General features: G+C 58.6%; 15 protein-coding genes, 2 tRNA genes and 1 pseudogene. 11 read left to right on the top strand and 7 right to left on the bottom strand.

Annotation, left to right across the window (positions count from 1 at the left end; translation table 11 throughout):
* The 8 genes and pseudogenes from RDU24_RS03375 to RDU24_RS03340 form a co-directional block, all read left to right on the top strand.
* Positions 1–298: pseudogene (locus tag RDU24_RS03375) on the top strand (CarD family transcriptional regulator); the annotation flags it as partial.
* Between the two features lie 275 nt (positions 299–573).
* Positions 574–1,914, top strand: a complete 1,341-nt coding sequence (gene rho / locus RDU24_RS03370) for a transcription termination factor Rho (RefSeq protein ID WP_308734324.1) — start codon at positions 574–576, stop codon at positions 1,912–1,914.
* Between the two features lie 131 nt (positions 1,915–2,045).
* On the top strand, positions 2,046–3,506 hold the full coding sequence (locus RDU24_RS03365) for a beta-barrel assembly-enhancing protease (protein WP_308734323.1): 1,461 nt from the start codon (positions 2,046–2,048) through the stop codon (positions 3,504–3,506).
* 58 nt (positions 3,507–3,564) lie between these two features.
* Complete coding sequence (locus RDU24_RS03360; RefSeq protein WP_308734322.1) at positions 3,565–4,539, top strand: bifunctional riboflavin kinase/FAD synthetase; 975 nt, start codon at positions 3,565–3,567, stop codon at positions 4,537–4,539.
* A 35-nt stretch (positions 4,540–4,574) separates the two neighbouring features.
* On the top strand, positions 4,575–5,141 hold the full coding sequence (locus tag RDU24_RS03355) for an O-acetyl-ADP-ribose deacetylase (protein WP_308734321.1): 567 nt from the start codon (positions 4,575–4,577) through the stop codon (positions 5,139–5,141).
* A gap of 29 nt (positions 5,142–5,170) precedes the next feature.
* The gene (hslV, locus tag RDU24_RS03350; RefSeq protein WP_308734320.1) at positions 5,171–5,719 is read left to right on the top strand and encodes an ATP-dependent protease subunit HslV; all 549 of its coding nucleotides are present in this window, start codon (positions 5,171–5,173) and stop codon (positions 5,717–5,719) included.
* A gap of 2 nt (positions 5,720–5,721) precedes the next feature.
* A complete protein-coding gene (hslU, locus tag RDU24_RS03345; protein ID WP_308734319.1) occupies positions 5,722–7,089 on the top strand; it encodes an ATP-dependent protease ATPase subunit HslU in 1,368 nt (455 codons plus the stop codon).
* A gap of 9 nt (positions 7,090–7,098) precedes the next feature.
* Entirely contained in the window at positions 7,099–7,518 is a 420-nt protein-coding gene (locus RDU24_RS03340; RefSeq protein WP_308734318.1) for a PaaI family thioesterase, read from the top strand.
* Between the two features lie 88 nt (positions 7,519–7,606).
* Here RDU24_RS03340 and RDU24_RS03335 read toward each other — a convergent pair whose 3' ends face one another.
* Complete coding sequence (locus tag RDU24_RS03335; RefSeq protein ID WP_308734317.1) at positions 7,607–8,671, bottom strand: phosphotransacetylase family protein; 1,065 nt, start codon at positions 8,669–8,671, stop codon at positions 7,607–7,609.
* A 25-nt stretch (positions 8,672–8,696) separates the two neighbouring features.
* A complete protein-coding gene (locus tag RDU24_RS03330) occupies positions 8,697–10,799 on the bottom strand; it encodes an acetate--CoA ligase family protein (protein ID WP_308734316.1) in 2,103 nt (700 codons plus the stop codon).
* A 163-nt stretch (positions 10,800–10,962) separates the two neighbouring features.
* Between RDU24_RS03330 and mobA the strand changes: the two genes are divergently transcribed.
* The 3 genes from mobA (at position 10,963) to RDU24_RS03315 (ending at position 12,998) form a co-directional block, all read left to right on the top strand.
* Entirely contained in the window at positions 10,963–11,625 is a 663-nt protein-coding gene (mobA, locus tag RDU24_RS03325; protein ID WP_308734315.1) for a molybdenum cofactor guanylyltransferase, read from the top strand.
* Positions 11,622–12,866 carry a molybdopterin molybdotransferase MoeA gene (locus RDU24_RS03320; RefSeq protein WP_308734314.1) on the top strand — a complete coding sequence of 415 codons (1,245 nt, stop codon included), beginning with the start codon at positions 11,622–11,624 and terminating at the stop codon, positions 12,864–12,866. Before mobA ends, RDU24_RS03320 begins: the two co-directional genes overlap by 4 nt.
* 56 nt (positions 12,867–12,922) lie before the next feature.
* Positions 12,923–12,998, top strand: a tRNA-Thr gene (locus tag RDU24_RS03315).
* Positions 12,999–13,064: 66 nt separating this feature from the next.
* Here RDU24_RS03315 and RDU24_RS03310 read toward each other — a convergent pair.
* From RDU24_RS03310 to RDU24_RS03290, 5 genes are all read right to left on the bottom strand, one after another.
* Complete coding sequence (locus tag RDU24_RS03310) at positions 13,065–14,195, bottom strand: STAS domain-containing protein (RefSeq protein ID WP_308734313.1); 1,131 nt, start codon at positions 14,193–14,195, stop codon at positions 13,065–13,067.
* 323 nt (positions 14,196–14,518) lie between these two features.
* Complete coding sequence (locus tag RDU24_RS03305) at positions 14,519–15,274, bottom strand: methyltransferase domain-containing protein (protein ID WP_391899694.1); 756 nt, start codon at positions 15,272–15,274, stop codon at positions 14,519–14,521.
* A 124-nt stretch (positions 15,275–15,398) separates the two neighbouring features.
* Positions 15,399–16,409: an inorganic phosphate transporter gene (locus tag RDU24_RS03300; protein WP_308734311.1), complete on the bottom strand. Its 1,011-nt coding sequence runs from the start codon at positions 16,407–16,409 to the stop codon at positions 15,399–15,401.
* A complete protein-coding gene (locus RDU24_RS03295; protein WP_308734310.1) occupies positions 16,402–17,031 on the bottom strand; it encodes a DUF47 domain-containing protein in 630 nt (209 codons plus the stop codon). Before RDU24_RS03295 ends, RDU24_RS03300 begins: the two co-directional genes overlap by 8 nt.
* A 306-nt stretch (positions 17,032–17,337) precedes the next feature.
* Positions 17,338–17,413: transfer RNA gene (locus tag RDU24_RS03290), tRNA-Lys, on the bottom strand.
* Positions 17,414–17,481: the final 68 nt, after the last annotated feature.

Below are 17,481 nucleotides of genomic sequence, written 5' to 3'. Positions count from 1 at the left end.
CGAGTTTACCGGTTATACCGGCCAGAACTGGAACCGGCGCTATCGTGAATATTCTGAAAAGCTCAAAAGCACTGACCTCGCAGACGTTGCCTATGTGCTCAAGGAGCTCTTCCTCATCGGCATGGACAAGGAGCTCTCCTTTGGCGAGCGGCGCCTGCTTGAACAGGCCATGACACTTGTCTCGATGGAGCTAGCCTTTGCTCTTGGCCGCGAGCAGGCAGACGTCAAGAACGACATCAACGAGATGTTCGCCGACGTCATTTTAAAGCAACAGGAAAAGTTGCAAAAAGCCAAGTAGCCCCCCTTGTCAAGTTCTGACCTTTGGGTTAGGCGATTGTTCAGCGCGTTCGCGCGGGATATTTCACATCCGCAACTGGTACAATTCCATTCAGGAAACACATCGCCCCAGATACGTATCGAAATATTCCCCGCTCTTTCCTGCCGTGCGGCAAAATTACGATCCACAAATCGGATTCGCCAACATACAAGCAATGATCAAGCTCTGTAGATCATCCTCGCTGTGAGGACTCTGCCATTTCTGTAACCTTATCCAACGGAGCGTGAGGCTTCATAATGCCCCGCGAAAAACATCAGAATCGCCAGCCCAAGAACGTCCCTGTCCCGGACTACGTTGAGGATGACTACACTCCCTCTTCGGAGAATAAGCTCAACCTCACGGAACTGAAACAGAAGAGTATGCCTGAGCTCATGGAGCTGGCAAACAACTTCAAGGTTGAAAATCCGAGCAACCTGCGAAAGCAGGAGCTCATTTTCGCCCTGTTGCAGGAGTGCGCCTCTCAAAATGGCCAAATATTTGGTGAAGGTGTTCTGGAGATCCTCCCTGACGGGTTCGGTTTTCTGCGTTCGCCGCTGTACTCCTACATGCCAGGACCGGACGACATCTACATATCACCCTCGCAGATTCGCCGCTTCGGCCTGCGCAAGGGCGACATCATCTCCGGCCAGATCAGGCCGCCCAAGGAAGGCGAGCGTTACTTCGCCCTGCTGAAGGTCAGCGAGATCGGTTTCGAGCCGCCAGAGGCCAGCAAGCACCTGGTGCTGTTCGACAACCTGACGCCGCTCTACCCTGACAAGCGGTTCATCATGGAGAACGGCGCCGAAAATCATGGCTCCCGTGTCATCGATCTGCTCGCGCCCATCGGACGCGGCCAGCGTGGACTCATCGTAGCCCCGCCTCGCACCGGCAAGACCATGATGCTGCAGACCATCGCCAACTCCATCAACGCCAATCATCCTGATGTCTACCTCATCGTGCTGCTCATCGACGAGCGCCCCGAAGAAGTGACCGACATGGAGCGTACCGTTCGCGCCGAGGTCATCAGCTCCACCTTCGACGAGCCCCCCACCCGCCACGTTCAGGTGACGGAAATGGTTCTCGAAAAGGCCAAGCGCCTTGTCGAGCGCAAGCGCGACGTGGTCATCCTGCTCGACTCCATCACACGCCTTGGCCGTGCCTACAACGCCGTAACCCCGTCCTCCGGCCGAGTGCTTTCCGGCGGCCTGGATGCCAACGCTATGCAGCGTCCCAAGCGCTTTTTCGGCGCGGCACGCAACATCGAATCCGGCGGCAGCCTGACCATCATCGCAACCGCCCTCATCGACACCGGTTCGCGCATGGACGAGGTCATCTTCGAAGAGTTCAAGGGCACCGGCAACATGGAGATCTACCTGGACCGCCACCTCTCCGAGAAGCGCGTGTTCCCGGCCATCGACATCAACCGTTCCGGCACCCGCAAGGAAGAGCTGCTGCTCGACGAGGACGTGCTCAATCGCGTTTGGATTCTGCGCAAGGTCATCTCCCCCATGAACTCCATCGACAGCATGGAATTCCTCCTGGACAAGATGCGCAAGACCAAGAGCAACAACGAATTCCTGAACATCATGAACAAGTAGCCATCCTGGCTTTCTATAGTCTTCCCGAAAAGGATGCCTCAGTCGGGCATCCTTTTTTCTTTTACGGAATGGTGTTAGGTTTCAGCTCAACGGACAAGCGACGCCGGGCCAATCGTAACCCCTGGAGCCCCATGAACAGCAACTTCAAGTGTATGCCACTGCTTGCCAGCCTGCTGTCGGCGCTGCTGTTGGTCCTGGCGCCTTGCCGGGCCTGGGCGCTTTTCGGCGCGATAACCGTTGCTGATGAAATCGAAATGGGCAAGAAGTTCGACAACGCCGTCCGCGCCCAAATGCCTTTCGTTGATGACCCTGAGATCGTCGCCTACGTGAAGGAAGTGGTTGCCAAGGTCGCGACAACGCTTCCACCGCAACCATGGAGCATCCAGACCGCCGTCATCGCCAACGGCTCCATGAATGCTTTCGCTATTCCGGGCGGGTATATCTATATTTTTACAGGCCTTATCCTGAATGTGGAAAATGAGGACGAGCTTGCTGCCGTCATCAGCCACGAGCTTGCGCATGTAACCGAGCGTCACGTTGCCAAACGCATGGACCAGATGCGCTTTGTCAGCCTCGCCTCCATTGCTGGTGTCCTTGCCGGAGCGCTCATCGGCGCAAACGGCGGAGGCCAGACGACCAACGCCATCGGTCAGGCCATCACCACCGGAGCCATGGCTGGCGCGCAATCCGCCTTCCTCATGTACACGCGCGAAAACGAACGCGAGGCCGACCAGGTCGGCATCAATTACCTGACCAGATCAGGCTATAACCCTGACGCAATGCCAAAAACCTTCGAGCTCATGATCAAGCGCCGCTGGTTTATGACCGGTGACAACATCCCGAGCTATCTTTCCACCCACCCGGCGCTGGATGAACGCATCGGCTACTTGCGCGACCGCATCCGCAGAATGCCGGCAGAGGTCGTCGTGCGCGAGTTCAGTCGCAACAGGTTCCAGCGTATCCAGACACTTGTGCGGGCGCGCATGAGCGATGCGGAGTCGGCGCTGGCATACTACAACAACAAGCCCAAGGCGGAAATGCTCTGCCTGGATTACGCGGGCAAGGGCATCGCCCTTGATCGACTGAAGCGCATGAGCCAGGCTGAGCATGAGTTTGAGAGCGCACTATCCTGCGGCGCGAACGATCCCCTTGTTCTGCGAGAGGCCGGAATATTCTATTTCAACAAGGGAGACTTCGCCAAGGCCGGCCCGTTTTTGCAGAAGGCCTCCATAATGAACCCGCGCGACGCCATATCGATGTTCTTTACCGCCAGGCTCATGGCTGAGCGCAAAGACTACAAGAACGCCATAAGCACCATGGAGAGAGTGAAGCGCGAAGTCCCCGAAGACTCTGAGGTTCGCTTTTATCTGGGGAGATTCTATGGGGAATCTGGCGACCTCTTTGACGCGCACCTGCAACTCTCCTATGCTGGCTTGTATGGGCGCGATAAAAAGAACATGAACTTCCACTTGGAACGTGCCAAAGGCCTAGCCAACACGGATGTGCAAAAGAAACTTCTCGCGGAGCTGCAGAAAGCTATCGGCGAGCGGTTTGAAACCACAACCCAGGTTGAAAAAAAGCACAACCCTTGATGCCAATCACTCTTTTTGCTACCCACAGCGTCTTACTCGCACAAGGATACAGACAGCGATGATCACCGCCCGCACCATCGATGAACTCCATGACACCATCGCAGGGGCCTGCGTCACCATCGGCAATTTCGACGGTGTGCACGTTGGGCACCAGCGCCTGTTGGCGCTTACCTGCGCCAAAGCCCGCAAGCATGGCCTCGTCAGTGTTGTGCTGACCTTTGACCCTCACCCCATGACCGTGCTCATGGGGCAAAAGGCGCCACCATTTCTCACCAGCACCGGCCAGCGCTTGTCTCTTATCGAAGCCCAGGGGCCAAATGTCTGCCTCGTTCTAGAGTTCACACGCCAGATGGCCGCGCTGGAGCCTGAAGAGTTCGTGCGCCAGTATCTTGTGGAAGGGCTGAACCTGCGCGAGCTTGTCATCGGCTACGATTACGCCATGGGCAAGGGGCGTCGTGGGAATTTCGACCTCCTGAGCCAGCTTGGCCAGCAGTATGGCTTTGGCGTCGAGCGCCTGGACCCTGTCATCGTCGGCGGGGCCGTGGTCAGCTCCACGCGCATCCGTGACCTCGTGCAATCAGGCAACCTCTGGGACACACGCCCTTTGCTGGGACGATTCTTTGAAGTGCGCGGCACTGTGGTCGATGGCAAAAAACGTGGCGCGGCAATGCTTGGCTTCCCCACCGCCAATCTTTCCTGCCCGAGCGTTCTGCTGCCCAAGCCCGGCGTCTATGCCGTCTGGGCGCTGCTGAACGGCGAGGCGCTGCCCGCCGTTGCGAACGTGGGCGACAACCCCACCTTTGGCGACACCCCTCTCACCCTTGAAGTGCATATCATGGACTTCAACCGCGACATCTATGGCCAGACCCTTGGCGTTCAGTTCGTTCAGCGCCTGCGGTCGGAACGCAAGTTCGACAGCATCGACGCGCTCAAGGCCCGCATCGGCGAGGACGTGCACCTGGGTCGCATCATCCTGGCCAGCGCCGAAGCTCAGATGCGCCTCGGGCCTCAGAACGTGGACGAGAACGACTAGCCTCCCCTGTTCGGCAGACGTTGAATGGAGCCCTGATGACTATCCGCTGGTCCTTTGAGCCCGGTCAACTGCTGCTCCATGAGGGCGACATCACCCGCGCGGAGGCAGACGCCATCGTCAACGCGGCCAATTCCGGCCTGTTAGGCGGCGGAGGGGTTGACGGCGCCATCCACCGCGCTGCAGGACCCGGCCTTCTTGACGCCTGCCGGATGCTCGTCGCCCGCACCGGGCCCCTGCCCCCTGGCCATGCGGTCATCACTCCCGGCTTTGATCTGCCGGCGCGCTTTGTCATCCATACGGTCGGCCCGGTATGGCGCGGCGGCAGCCACGGGGAGGAACAGACGCTTCGCTCGGCCTATGCCGAAAGCCTGCGCCTGGCGCATCAGCACAGTCTGAAGCACATCGCCTTTCCTGCCATCAGTTGCGGCGCATACGGCTATCCCGTTGAGTTGGCGGCTCGAATCGCCCTGGAGGCACTTCGCCTTGGGCTGGATGCCGGGCTTGTGCGCCAAACGAGCCTATTCCTGCACGGTCGCAAGACCTATGAATTTTGGCGAGACCAGGCCATTGCGCTATATGGTCCGCCGAGAGCGCCCGAGTAATTGACGGTGCAAACAAGCAAGGAGAAAATATGGAAATCCACGGCACTACGATTCTGGCCGTACGCGGCAAGGACGGGACCGCAATGGCCGGAGACGGGCAGGTCACGCTGGGACAGAGCGTGGCCATGAAGCACACCGCACGAAAGGTTCGGACCATATACAAGGACCGCGTCATGGTCGGCTTTGCCGGAGCCACCGCGGACGCCTTCACACTCTTTGAGCGCTTCGAAAAGAAGCTGGAGTCCCATTCCGGGAACCTCACCCGGGCAGCGGTTGAACTTGCCAAAGACTGGCGCACCGACAAATATCTGCGCCGCCTGGAGGCCATGATTCTTGCGGCCGACGCCGAAACCATCCTGCTTATCACAGGCACCGGCGATGTCATTGAACCCGATGACGGCCTGGCGGCCATAGGGTCCGGCGGAACCTACGCCCTGGCTGCCGCGCGCGCCCTTTCCCGCCACACCGCCATGCCCTCCAAGGACATCGCCTTGGCGGCCATGAAAATTGCCGCGGAACTCTGCGTGTTCACCAACGAAAACATCCACATAGAAACCCGCAGCAAAGAGACGGCATAACCATGAGTTCCCTGACACCGCGAGAAATCGTCTCCGAACTGGACAAGTACGTCATCGGTCAGAACGAAGCAAAACGCATGGTGGCGATCGCCATGCGCAACCGCTGGCGCAGGCAGCGCCTGGAACCCGAGCTGCGTGAAGAGATCGCGCCGAAGAACATCATCATGATGGGGCCGACAGGCGTGGGCAAAACGGAAATCGCCCGCAGGCTGGCCAAGTTGTCCAAGAGCCCCTTCCACAAAGTCGAGGCCACAAAGTTCACCGAGGTGGGCTATGTGGGCCGCGATGTGGAATCCATGATACGAGACCTTATGGAAATCGGTATCGCCATGGTGCGGGCCGAGGAACGCGAAAAAGTTCGCGTGCGGGCCGAAGGCGCTGCGGAAGACCGGTTGCTGGACCTGCTGCTCCCAGGGGCCGCACCCGCAAGCGGAGGATATTCCTTCACGCCAAGGCCTGATCCTGCGGCCCCGAGGCTTCCGCCAGCGCAGGATACGACGCGGGAGAAATTCCGACAGATGTGGCGCGAGGGGAAACTCGACGACCGGTATGTGGAACTCGAGGTGACCACCCAGGGTGAGGGCGGCATGTCCATCATGGCCATTCCGGGCATGGAGGACATGGGGAATCAGGTTCAGGACATGATCGGCCGAATGTTTCCCAGCCGAAAGAAGCTGCGCAAGATGAAGATCAAGGACGCGTTTGACACTCTGGTGCAGGAGGAGTCAGACAAGCTCATCGACATGGACAAGGTGCAGGACATCGCCCGCGAACGCGTGGAGCAGACCGGCATCATCTTTCTGGACGAGATAGACAAGATCGCAAGCCGCCAGGACCACGGAGGGCCAGACGTATCGCGCGAAGGCGTGCAGCGCGACTTGCTGCCCGTTGTCGAAGGCTGCGTGGTGAACACGAAGTACGGCATGATCAGAACGGATCACATCCTGTTCATCGCCGCGGGAGCCTTCCACTACTCAAAACCCTCGGACCTCATTCCGGAACTTCAGGGGCGCTTCCCCTTGCGCGTGGAGCTCTCGGCGCTTGGCCAGGAGGAGTTCTACCGCATCCTCACAGAGCCGCAAAACGCGCTGACCGTCCAGTACTCCGCCCTTCTCGGCACCGAAGGACTGACGCTCAGCTTCACCGACGACTCCCTGCGCGAGATCGCGGCCACAGCACAGAAGATCAACGAGGAGACAGAGAACATCGGCGCTCGCAGACTCTACACCATCATGGAGAAGCTCTTGTCGGAGCTGTCCTTTGAGGCTTCGGACAAGGGCGGCCAGCAGGTTGTGGTGGACGGCGAGTACGTGCGCTCGCAGCTCTCGGCAATTGTCGAAAACCGGGATCTGTCTCGTTACATCCTCTAGGGACCGGTTATGGACTTCATAAAGCTCCGTGAACTCATCGAGACCGGCATCCCTTTCAACGAGGTGCTGGGAATCAAGGTCGACGAGTTGCGCGAAGGATACGTGCGGCTACGCGTGCCCTTCCGCCCGGAACTGCTTGGCGATACACGCAGGCCCGCCCTGCACGGCGGGGTCATCTCCACCCTGGTGGACGTTGCCGGCGGCTTCGCGGTGTGGACGTGCTGCCGCCTTGACGACCGCATCGCCACCATTGACCTGGGGGTGGACTACCTGCGCCCTGCCCCGGACCGCGACCTTGTTGCCGAAGCGACTGTGCGACTCCTCGGCAATAGAGTCGGCAACGCCCATGTGGCGGTCTTCAGCGCTGATGATCCCGACAAGCATGTGGCCGTGGGCCGCGCCGTGTACAACATCCGGCGCGGCAAGTAGCGCTTTGAAATCAAAAGAAAAGGCCGGAAGAACCGGCCTTTTTTACGTCAACACAGTTGAAGTTGCGCTTTACAAAAACTGCGCAGACCTACAGCCCCAACTTCCCCTTGAGCAGATCGAAATCAAGAGCCGAGCCCACGAGCTGCACGCCGTGGTTGACCTTGATCATGTCGCGCAGCTTGTGACGCGAGAGGATGGTCTCCATCTTCTTGGCCACGCTGAAGGTGTCCTCGCGCACAACGATGATGGGCGTCTGCAGCACCTCGGAACGGGTCAGGATGATGTCGTTGGGGTACAGGTTCCCGGTGAGTATGAGGCAGGGGCAGCTGCCTTCAAGCGCCACGAGCTGAACGTCGGAACGGTCGCCGCCGACGATGATGGCCGAGTTTTTGTGCCGCATGAAGTGCGTCAGGAAGTTCTCCACCTGCATGGTGCCGATGAGGAAGTTCTCCACAACGCGATCAGCCTTGTGATGCGCGGAAATGATCTTGCCGCCAAGGCGCTCGGCCAGATCGCTGACCTTGATGGCGCTCATGATGGGGTCAGAGGCGATGACGCCAAGGACATCCACACCCTTGCGTTTGAAGAAGGGTACGATGAGGTCGTCAACCTCAGGCCGGTAATGCTCAGGGATGTCGTTGAGGATGAGTCCGGCCAGGTCGTCGCCGAGAGCCTCCTTGCAGCGCAGGACATAGTCGTACTTGAGCTCGTTGTGGTAGCGGTCGATGACGAGGGTCTTCGCGCCCAGGGCTCGCGACACGCTGACGCCGTCCAGGCCGCAGTAGGTGCCTGATCCAAGCAGATTGCCCGAACCGGCGATGATCATGACATCCTTGTCGCGGGAAAGCTCCTCGTAGGCGGAGACAATGCCCGGCATGAGGTCGCCGATGTCTTCGCTGAAGGCGCGAACGGTAAATTCGCGCGTCACCACAACCGGCGTGACGAGTTCCGGGTCTTGGCGCAGACCAAGGACTTCCTGCAGGAAGAAGGCGTCCTCGTCGCCAGGCTGGCCGTTTTCCTTGCGGGGCACTGCGCCAACGGGTTTCATGTAGCCGACGCGCAGGCCTTCCTTCTTGAAGCGCAGCCCGAGGGACATGGCGATGAGATTCTTTCCCGAATACCCCGAAGTGGAGCCGATATACACGCCGACCATTGTCTCCTCCTGTATCGCCAACAGCTTACGCACGCAAAGTCATGCGCATGTCTGCGACAAGCGCTCTATCATTGTTCAAAAGAACAGGGTTGAACTCCGCCTCGTACACCTGCGGAAAATCGTTTGCCAAGGCGGACAGGGCCAAAAGTACGTCCGTCAAGGCGTTCAGGTTGACGCAGGGTGTGCCGCGCACTCCCTTGAGCAGCATGTACGATCGTATGGACCGAATCATGCCAAAAGCATCGTCGCGACTCAAGGGGTTCAGGTGGAAAGACACATCTTTCAGTATTTCGACGTGGATTCCGCCCAGCCCGAACATCAACAGCGGCCCGAACTGCTCGTCTCGCTTGAAGCCGACGATGACCTCCTGCGAATCCTGCGGCGCCATCTCCTGCACCAGACAGCCGGCGATGTAGGCATCCGGACGAAGCCGCTGTGTGCGGGTGGTGATCTCCCAGAACGCCTGGCGAACCTCTGCGTCGTCTTTGAGGTTGAGCGCCACGCCCTGCACGTCGGTCTTGTGCGATATCTGCGGCGAGGCGATCTTAAGCGCCACAGGCCCGTCCATGCCCTGTGCGGCGTTGACGGCCTCATCGCTGCTGCGGGCCAACACCGTCTTCGGCGTGGGCAGGTTGTAGGCGTCAAGCACCTCTCGTCCCTGGAACTCCACAATCTCGCCCTGGCCTCGGGCCATGGCATCGGAAATGACACGCTCAGCCACGGCAATGTCGCGTGAGGGAGATTCGTACACGGACACCGGCTTTTGCTTCCACAGCGCGTAGGTGTACATGGCCTCGATGCTGCGCATGGCGGGTTCGGGAAAGGCGTAGCACGGCAGTCCGGCCTGGCGCAGAATGCGCTTGCCGTCGCTGACGTGGGTGCGACCCATGAGGCAGGACACGATCGGCTTGTCCGAGTGCTTGGCAAGATGTACCGCGGCGGCGGCAGTGGCCTCAATCTCCACCATGGCCGTAGGCGTCAGCAGCAGAAGGACGGCATGAACCATGGGATCATCGAGGACTATTTCAAGTGCCTTGCGGAATCGCTCTGCGTTGGCATCGCCAATGATGTCAACGGGATTGTACACAGACGCGTAGGAAGGCAAAAGGCCCTGCAGGCGCTGAATGGTCTCGGGCGAGAGCCGGGCCATGTGCAGACGCGTCTTCTCGCAGGCATCGGCGGCGAGAATGCCGGGACCGCCAGAGTTCGTCACGATGGCCACGTTTGGGCCTTTGGGCAAAGGCAGGTTGGCGAAGGCTTCCGCCAGGCAGAACAAGGACTCAACATCCCTGGCGCGGACAATGCCGCATTGGCTGAAGGCGGTCTCGTAGGCCTTGTCCAGACCGGCGATGGCACCTGTGTGGGAACTGGCGGCCTTTGCTCCTGCGGCGGTCGAGCCGGCCTTGAGAAGAATCACAGGCTTGGTGCGACAGACGTGCCTTGCAGTCCGCATGAACTCTTCGCCATTTTCGACGTTCTCAATGTAGCCCAAAATGACCCTGGAACTCGAATCGTCGCCAAGATGGCGCAGCATGTGCGTTTCGTTCAGCACGGCCTTGTTGCCAAGACTGATGAACTTGGAGAAGCCGATGTTCTCGCCCCTGGCCCAGTCGAGAATGGACACGCAAAGCGCACCGGATTGCGAAAGGAAGGCCATGTCGCCCGTCAGGGGTTGCGTGGCGGAGAAGGACGCATTGATTCCGTGGGCAGTGTTCATCATGCCCAGGCTGTTCGGTCCGAGCAGCGCAATGCCATGGGCCTCGGCCAGGGCGGCCATCTTCTGCTCCAGCTCAAAGCCTTCGCGCCCCACCTCGCGAAAACCAGCGGTGATGACGATGGCGGCCTTGAGACCCTTGGGAGCCAACTCTTCAAGCACAGGCAATACCTTGTCGCGCGGAATTGCGATTACCGCGAGATCAATGCCGCCAGGAAGCTCGGAGACGTTGCGAAGCACGGCAATGCAGTCGATGTCGCCGCCTTTCGGGTTCACAGGGTACAGCCGACCCTTGTAGCCCGCTTCGCGCATGTTCGCCATGACGCTGTGCCCGATCTTGCCGGGCGTGGCCGAGGCGCCGATGACGGCCACGGTTCGCGGGGCGAAGAATGCGTGCAGTGCGCGCTGGTCCACTCAAAGCTCCAGATGTTGAAAGTGCGTGGCGGGTCGGCTGACTGAATGAATACACAGTACTGGCCTGCGCCTCAAGTGCATCCGTCCCTCTCGGCCGATCTTTCCGGAGTAAATGACGACAAGGCGGTTGCCCGAGGCCCTCATAAAACCTATAGTCTTCAAGATGCGAACTGTCGACACAACCTCGATCCCCCTGCCCTGCACAGCGGCCATCCTCGCCGGTGGGGCTGCCAAGCGCATGGGCGGCGCCACCAAAGCCTTGCTCGACGTAGGCGGGCGAACGATTTTGGATATCTTGCTCGAGTCGCTCGGCAACGGCTTTTCGGAAGTGCTGCTTGTGGCCAAGGAACCCGAAGTGTTCCAGCCCATGCAGGCGCGTGCCCCGTGGCGACTGGTGCTCGACACCTGCCATGCCCGCAGCTCCCTCACCGGAATCCACACCGCCCTGGCCAACGCCCGCACGGAGCACGTCTTCATCACCGCCTGCGACACGCCGTTGCTGCGCCCAAGGCTGCTCAACGCCCTGCTCCAACACCTGCGCCCGGAAGACGACGTCGTGCTGCCGCTCAAGCCGGATGGCTATTTCGAACCCCTCTGCGCCATATATTCCCGGCGCTGCCTGCCTCATATCGAGGCGCAGCTTGGACGCGAGGACTACAAGATCATCCGGTTCTTCGACAAGGTCAGGGTATCACCCCTGCCCCAGCAGATTCTGCTTGAGGCGGACCCGGACCTTGTAAGCTTCCGCAACGCCAACACGCCCGAGGACTTGGAACTACTCCGGCAGACAGCCCGGAGCCTATTCATAGCCCAGGAGAAGTCATGACTGACCAGCGCATCTCGCGAGACCTTGCCCTGGACCACATTCGCCACCACATTCAAGCGCACCCGCCACAGACGAGGAACGTGCATGTCGGCGAAGCTCTGGCCCTCGTTTGCGGGCGCGACTTCTTTGCCGCGCATTCAAGCCCTGTGCAGCCGAAATCAAACGTCGACGGCTACGCCCTGAGCAGCGACGCCACCCAGGGGGCGACAGAAGAGGCGCCAGCTTATTTCAACATTTCTGGAGAGATACGTCCGAGCAGCACGGCCTCAAGCCCGCTGCGGCAAGGGCAGGCAGTGGTGATGCTCACTGGCGGGCAGATGCCGGAAGGCGCTGACTGCGCAGTGGCCTTCGAAGATGTCATCGTCGAGGGCAAAAGGCTTGTCGTTACTCGCGAGCTCCAGCCAGGCCAACACGTCTGCCATTCAGGCAGCGACATCAAGGCAGGCACACGCGTCATTCGGCGCGGCGAGGAGTTCACCCCAGCGGTGCTGGCCACCCTGGCCGTATCCGGCATTCTGAACATTGAGGCCTATGTTCCGCCCAAAATCTGCGTGATGGCCATTGGCAATGAGCTGGCGACATTGACCAGCAATGACGAGAGCAAGCAGATGCCTGCAGACAACCTGCTTCTGGCCGCGGGCTTGCTGCGCCTTCGCGGCGTTGATGAAGTAAACAGCGAGGTCTGCCCGAACGACCTTGAGGTAATCGCGCAGCGGCTGCGTGACACCACGGACTTGGAGTGCATCATCACGACCGGCGGCACAGGTCCCGGGCAGCGCGATTTCATCCTGCGAGCCGCAAGCCTTGCCGGTTTCACGCCGCTGTTCAACGGCATCGCCCTGACGCCGGGCAAAAGCTGCTTTGCCGCCGTGAAGGGGCGCACCATCCTATTTGCGCTCCCCGGCACGCCCTGGGCCGTGTTCGCGCTTATGCACGCGCTGGTGCTGCCAGCAGTGTGTTGGATGCGCGGACGCACTTTACCGGTGCCGAGTCCCGTGCTGGCCAGGCCGCTCGTGATGCCTTCGCTGGCCCAACCCGGTTGGGAAAAGCTCGTCCCCTGCACCATCACCCCGCACGGCTCTGAGCTTCAGGCCACGCCGCTGTTGGACAGATCCCGCGAGACACGTCGTGACATGATCGAGGCCCAGGGGCTGCTCATTGTTTCCGGCCTTGAAGAGCCAGGCGACCTGTTGCCCATGATTCCCATCTGGGAGCATCGGCGAGGGCACAGGTTCGATTGAACGCACAAACCGCTTGACCCGCAGGAGGACCCTCGGATATCAAGCAAACCGACCACGCCAGCGTAGCTCAGACGGCAGAGCAGCTGATTCGTAATCAGCAGGTCAGGAGTTCGATTCTCCTCGCTGGCTCCAGAAACGACAAGACCCCGCAAGGCTTCACAGCCAGGCGGGGTCTTCTCGTTTTCGACCGCGAATGGTTCAGACACCGCCAAATAGGCAGCCAGGACTGCCATTGCAGCCAAATCCCATTGAAGACGCAGCAATACGCATATCCGAATCTAGCCCACCCGACATCGACAATGCCTTGCCTTTGGCGTTGAAAGAATGCTGGGCGACGCAAAGCATCTGGAAGAAGAACACATCGCACTCTGCAACGGCGCTCCAGTCCACAACGAGACTGCTGCAACGCGTCAAGGCTGCTGAAAGCGCGGCACGCATGTTGTTCAGGCTGTGCGCCTCAAGATGCTTCGGGACCATGATGCGCCCAGCCCCTTCTCTTACTGTCAGCAGGGCTGAGCCAAACGCCGCCTGAAACGTAGTCGGCTTCGCAACCGGAACGCTCTCCTCTGCTTCGTCGATATGACGCACACGCTCCGCCGGAAGATGCACAAAGCTGTTAACATGTTGGGGCTCAACGGTGGTGGCGAGCAGAACGTGGAGCATGATGCGGTTGCCGCCGTCCTTATCGCCCTCAGCATCGGCGGGCTCAACCGTGCTGTCCATAATGTACCCCATGTCCGCAAGTGTACGCAAAAGATCCATGCAGGACTTGCCCTGGACCTGTAGGTCGTCGTTCAGGTCGTATGCCAAATGATACAAGTCGTTGCCGATGGCATTGGACTGGTGAAGACGAAGAGGGTCGACTGCAAAACGGTTCGCTTGCCCAAGGGGGATGCAGCAGGTTTCGGATGATACAGCAATGGCTGAAGAATAGGGCTCAAGAATTGTGGATAGTTGGGCCTCCTGGGCATCGACGGGAATACTCACACTTCCGCCAAGGCCGTCCATGAGCTTACCAACAGAACCGTACCCCTCCAGCACAACGTTGAGAATCTCTTTTGTGGGTGTCAGATCTTGCCAGCACACAGCGTGGAGCACGCTCTCAAGCTTGTGCGAGAGCGGCTTAAACCCAACAGGGTCAAGGATACCTGCTGCGCCCTTGAGCAAATGAGCGGAGGAGTAGACGCTGCTGAAGCGATCTTTTGGTGGGCTCTCTACCATGCCCAGTAACTCTCTCAAGGAACTCGTGACATGATCCAAGAGTTCACGACAGTCTTCCTTCAGGACTATGAGGAGATCGCTTTCCAGCATACTGGATTCGTCGGTCACGGTTCATCCCTCCACTGCGCGATGTTAATCATGGGCAATCTCGGTGCGTCATTTCACCATGTTGGGCAGAAATCACCGTTCAGGGCTTATGATATGAACAATATGCACTTTGCAGTTGTCCTTGTCGAGAGAAGACGTGGCAAAGGCGGAAGATATCTGGCTCCTCAAGTCGAGTGGAAGCCGATATTCAACACATCGGAAGATGGCGCAAGCCCAGTCAGACGGGGGGGAGAACCACGCTCAAGGCAGAATATTCGTGCAAAAACGACTTGAATGACATTGAATGACACACCACTTGGGGCAGTCATGTGCTGCTTGAGGTCTCACCCGGGCTTAAGCGCACAGAAGACAGCGCCTTCCGTTACGGGAGAGCTCTTGAATCCTGTACGATTGAGTTGACGGACCCTGGCGAACCCTGCCGATTCGATCATTTCCAGAAAAACCTTTTCTGGCACTGCACCCTCGCGTCAAGCAGCCCAGGCCATCGGCTCTTGTGGGTCCAGGCCCGCCGACACAGCGCCCACAAGGATCTGGTCCGCAACCTGAAGACGTCCGCCGGGGCGTAGGACGCGTAATGCCTCGGCAAGGGCCTGGCGTTTGCGGAGCACTAGATTGTAGACACCGTTTGACAGCAACAGGTCGAAAGATGCATCCGCGAAAGGAAGCGCTTCCGCACTGCCCGGCACAAAAGTCACGTTGCCGAGAGCCGACGCCTCTGCGTTGGCTTGAGCACAAGCCATCATATCAAATGAAAACTCAAGTCCGACCACTCGACCTTGTGGCCCGACATAGTGCGCCGCAAACAGGGCGTCCACTCCGGCGCCGCAACCGACATCAAGCACTGCCTCCCCTGGCTGTGGCAGACCAGCGGAAAAGGGATTGCCGACACCGCAGTAGCTCTTCTGAACACTGAGCGGAAACCGATCAAGGAGTGTCTCGTCATAGGAAAGGGCAAGAAGGCCTTCCCGTCCGATCGGATAGGAAAACATTCCTTGCGGATTCAACGCGACTTTGCTGAAGCGGTCGCGAATTTGATCTTCAATGTTTGAACGAAGGTGTTCGGGCGCTTGGTCAATCATGCTCACCCCTGAGAGGAAAAGATGTATGACTTTACCAAGAGCGTTGATTTTCGGCAAACACTTAATACATTTCGCTAGCCGATGAGATGTATCAGTGATCGAAGGGATAAAGACAAAAATTCGCCTAATGGATTACACCGAAAAACTTCAGGCAATAAAAGGAAAATGCGGCAACAAGTGCTGAGGCAGGGATGGTTATGATCCATGCCATAACCATGCTCCCAGCTACGCCCCAGCGAACGGCCGAGAGCCGCTTGCTCGCCCCGACACCAAGCACAGAGGTGGAGATGACGTGCGTGGTGCTGATAGGGGCGCCAAAATGGCTGGCTCCGGTGATGACGATGGAGGCGGCGGTTTCAGCTGCGCACCCGTGGATGGGCTCCAGCTTGAAGATCTTATGCCCCATCGTCTTGACGATCTTCCACCCGCCAGTGGCGGTTCCCAAGCCCATTGCCCCGGCGCAGACAAGCTTTACCCAGAAAGGTATCTCAATGGCCGGAATCTGATGGAAGATGAAAAGGGCCAAGGTGATGATGCCCATGGTCTTCTGGGCGTCATTCTGTCCGTGGCTGGTTGCCATGAAGGCGGAAGACAAGATTTGCAGTTTTCGGAATATACTGTTTACATTTCGTGGTTTATAGTGACGGAAGGACCATGTCAGAATGATCATGATCAAATAGCCGCCAAAGAAGCCGCCCATGGGGGAAAGCACAAGGGGAAGTATGACTTTCTTAAGAATGGACGCATAGTTGAGAGTATCAAAGCCGCCGTAACATATGGCCGCGCCCATAAGTCCACCGATGAGGGCGTGCGAAGAGGACGAGGGGAGGCCGAGATACCAGGTCAGTATGTTCCAGAAGATTGCACCGAGCAGCGCTGCCAGAACAAGCGCCTGTGAGCCTGCCACCATGTCGGCGTTGACGATTCCGCTGCCGATTGTCTTGGCGACCTGATCGCCCATGAACGCGCCCGCAAAATTGAGCACTGCCGCCATGACGACTGCCACCTTGGGCGAGAGCACCTTGGTGGAGACGATGGTGGCGATGGCGTTGGCGCTGTCGTGCGCCCCGTTGGTATAGTCGAAGAACAGGGCGACGGCCACGATGGCCACGAGCAGCAGAGGTACATCAGGCATTTTTCAGCACCACGCCTTCGATGATGTCCGCCAAGCGTTCGGCCTGGTTCACGGCCTGCTCGATACGGTCATAGATGTGCGTCCACTTGACGATCTCCATCACCGTATCGAACCCCTGGACCTTGAGGTCGTAGACCTCACCGAGGGCGACAAGCAGGATCATCTCACACTCGTACTTGAGCGACTTGATTTTCTTTGTATTTTCCTCGACCGGCTTGCGTTCGCGCAGACGGTGGAGCATGCGCCCGACTTCATCGACCATCAGCGAGAGGTTCTTGACGAGCCTCTTCGAGGGGAACTTGAGAACAGTAAAGTCATACAGGCCAATGCGCGTGCTGATGGCTTTGATCAGGTTCAGCAGGTCTTCCTGGGCGATATTGATGTCGTGGATGTCTTCGCGGTCGATGGGGGTGATGAAGGTCAGCGAGAGCTGCTTGGCGATATTGCGCGAGACAGAGTTGCCGCTCTCCTCAAGAAGGTTGATGGTCTTGCATTTGTTCTCGCAGTCCGTAAATTCCTGGAAGATGCAGTTCAAGGCGGCGACAGCTTCCGAAAGCTTGCCGTACTGTTCCATAAACAGATCGAAGAACTGGATTTCCTTTGGGAAAAAGCTGAAGCCCATGAACTCTCCTTTTGCCAGGCGTGGTCAGCGATACGGTCCTGCGGAGCGCCAATGCGTCACCCCGCGTCACTTGAATATATCTACCTTGCGTGAAGGATTCTGCCAAGCCCTAACCTTGGGTCAAGTTGATGCCAAAGACCGCATTTCTTGACAGTCCTGGCCGAATTGCGCAAAACTCTGTGATGATACAAAACATGGATGCGACGCTCTGTCTCTTTGAATGGAATTACTCTCTTGCAAATGGGGGCTGGGCTGATGAAACGAAAAAAGCCGCTCCCATTTGGAAGCGGCTTTTCAAGTCTTACGTGGTGGGTCACCAAGGAATCGAACCTTGAACCTCCGGATTAAGAGTCCGCTGCTCTACCAATTGAGCTAGTGACCCACGTTTGCGTCGGCGTCGTTGTCGTCGTCAGCGCGAAAAGGGGTCTACGCGGACGGGCATCCTTTGTC

Source organism: Humidesulfovibrio sp., from assembly GCF_031082295.1.
In the GTDB taxonomy this organism is placed as follows: Bacteria; Desulfobacterota; Desulfovibrionia; order Desulfovibrionales; family Desulfovibrionaceae; genus Humidesulfovibrio.
This window is presented reverse-complemented; position numbering and strand designations above follow the sequence as displayed.

Coding starts and splice junctions, on each gene's coding strand:
- rho (WP_308734324.1), top strand. CDS start 574: ATGCCCCGCGAAAAACATCAGAATCGCCAGCCCAAGAACGTCCCTGTC.
- RDU24_RS03365 (WP_308734323.1), top strand. CDS start 2,046: ATGAACAGCAACTTCAAGTGTATGCCACTGCTTGCCAGCCTGCTGTCG.
- RDU24_RS03360 (WP_308734322.1), top strand. CDS start 3,565: ATGATCACCGCCCGCACCATCGATGAACTCCATGACACCATCGCAGGG.
- RDU24_RS03355 (WP_308734321.1), top strand. CDS start 4,575: ATGACTATCCGCTGGTCCTTTGAGCCCGGTCAACTGCTGCTCCATGAG.
- hslV (WP_308734320.1), top strand. CDS start 5,171: ATGGAAATCCACGGCACTACGATTCTGGCCGTACGCGGCAAGGACGGG.
- hslU (WP_308734319.1), top strand. CDS start 5,722: ATGAGTTCCCTGACACCGCGAGAAATCGTCTCCGAACTGGACAAGTAC.
- RDU24_RS03340 (WP_308734318.1), top strand. CDS start 7,099: ATGGACTTCATAAAGCTCCGTGAACTCATCGAGACCGGCATCCCTTTC.
- RDU24_RS03335 (WP_308734317.1), bottom strand. CDS start 8,671: ATGGTCGGCGTGTATATCGGCTCCACTTCGGGGTATTCGGGAAAGAAT.
- mobA (WP_308734315.1), top strand. CDS start 10,963: ATGCGAACTGTCGACACAACCTCGATCCCCCTGCCCTGCACAGCGGCC.
- RDU24_RS03320 (WP_308734314.1), top strand. CDS start 11,622: ATGACTGACCAGCGCATCTCGCGAGACCTTGCCCTGGACCACATTCGC.
- RDU24_RS03300 (WP_308734311.1), bottom strand. CDS start 16,409: ATGCCTGATGTACCTCTGCTGCTCGTGGCCATCGTGGCCGTCGCCCTG.
- RDU24_RS03295 (WP_308734310.1), bottom strand. CDS start 17,031: ATGGGCTTCAGCTTTTTCCCAAAGGAAATCCAGTTCTTCGATCTGTTT.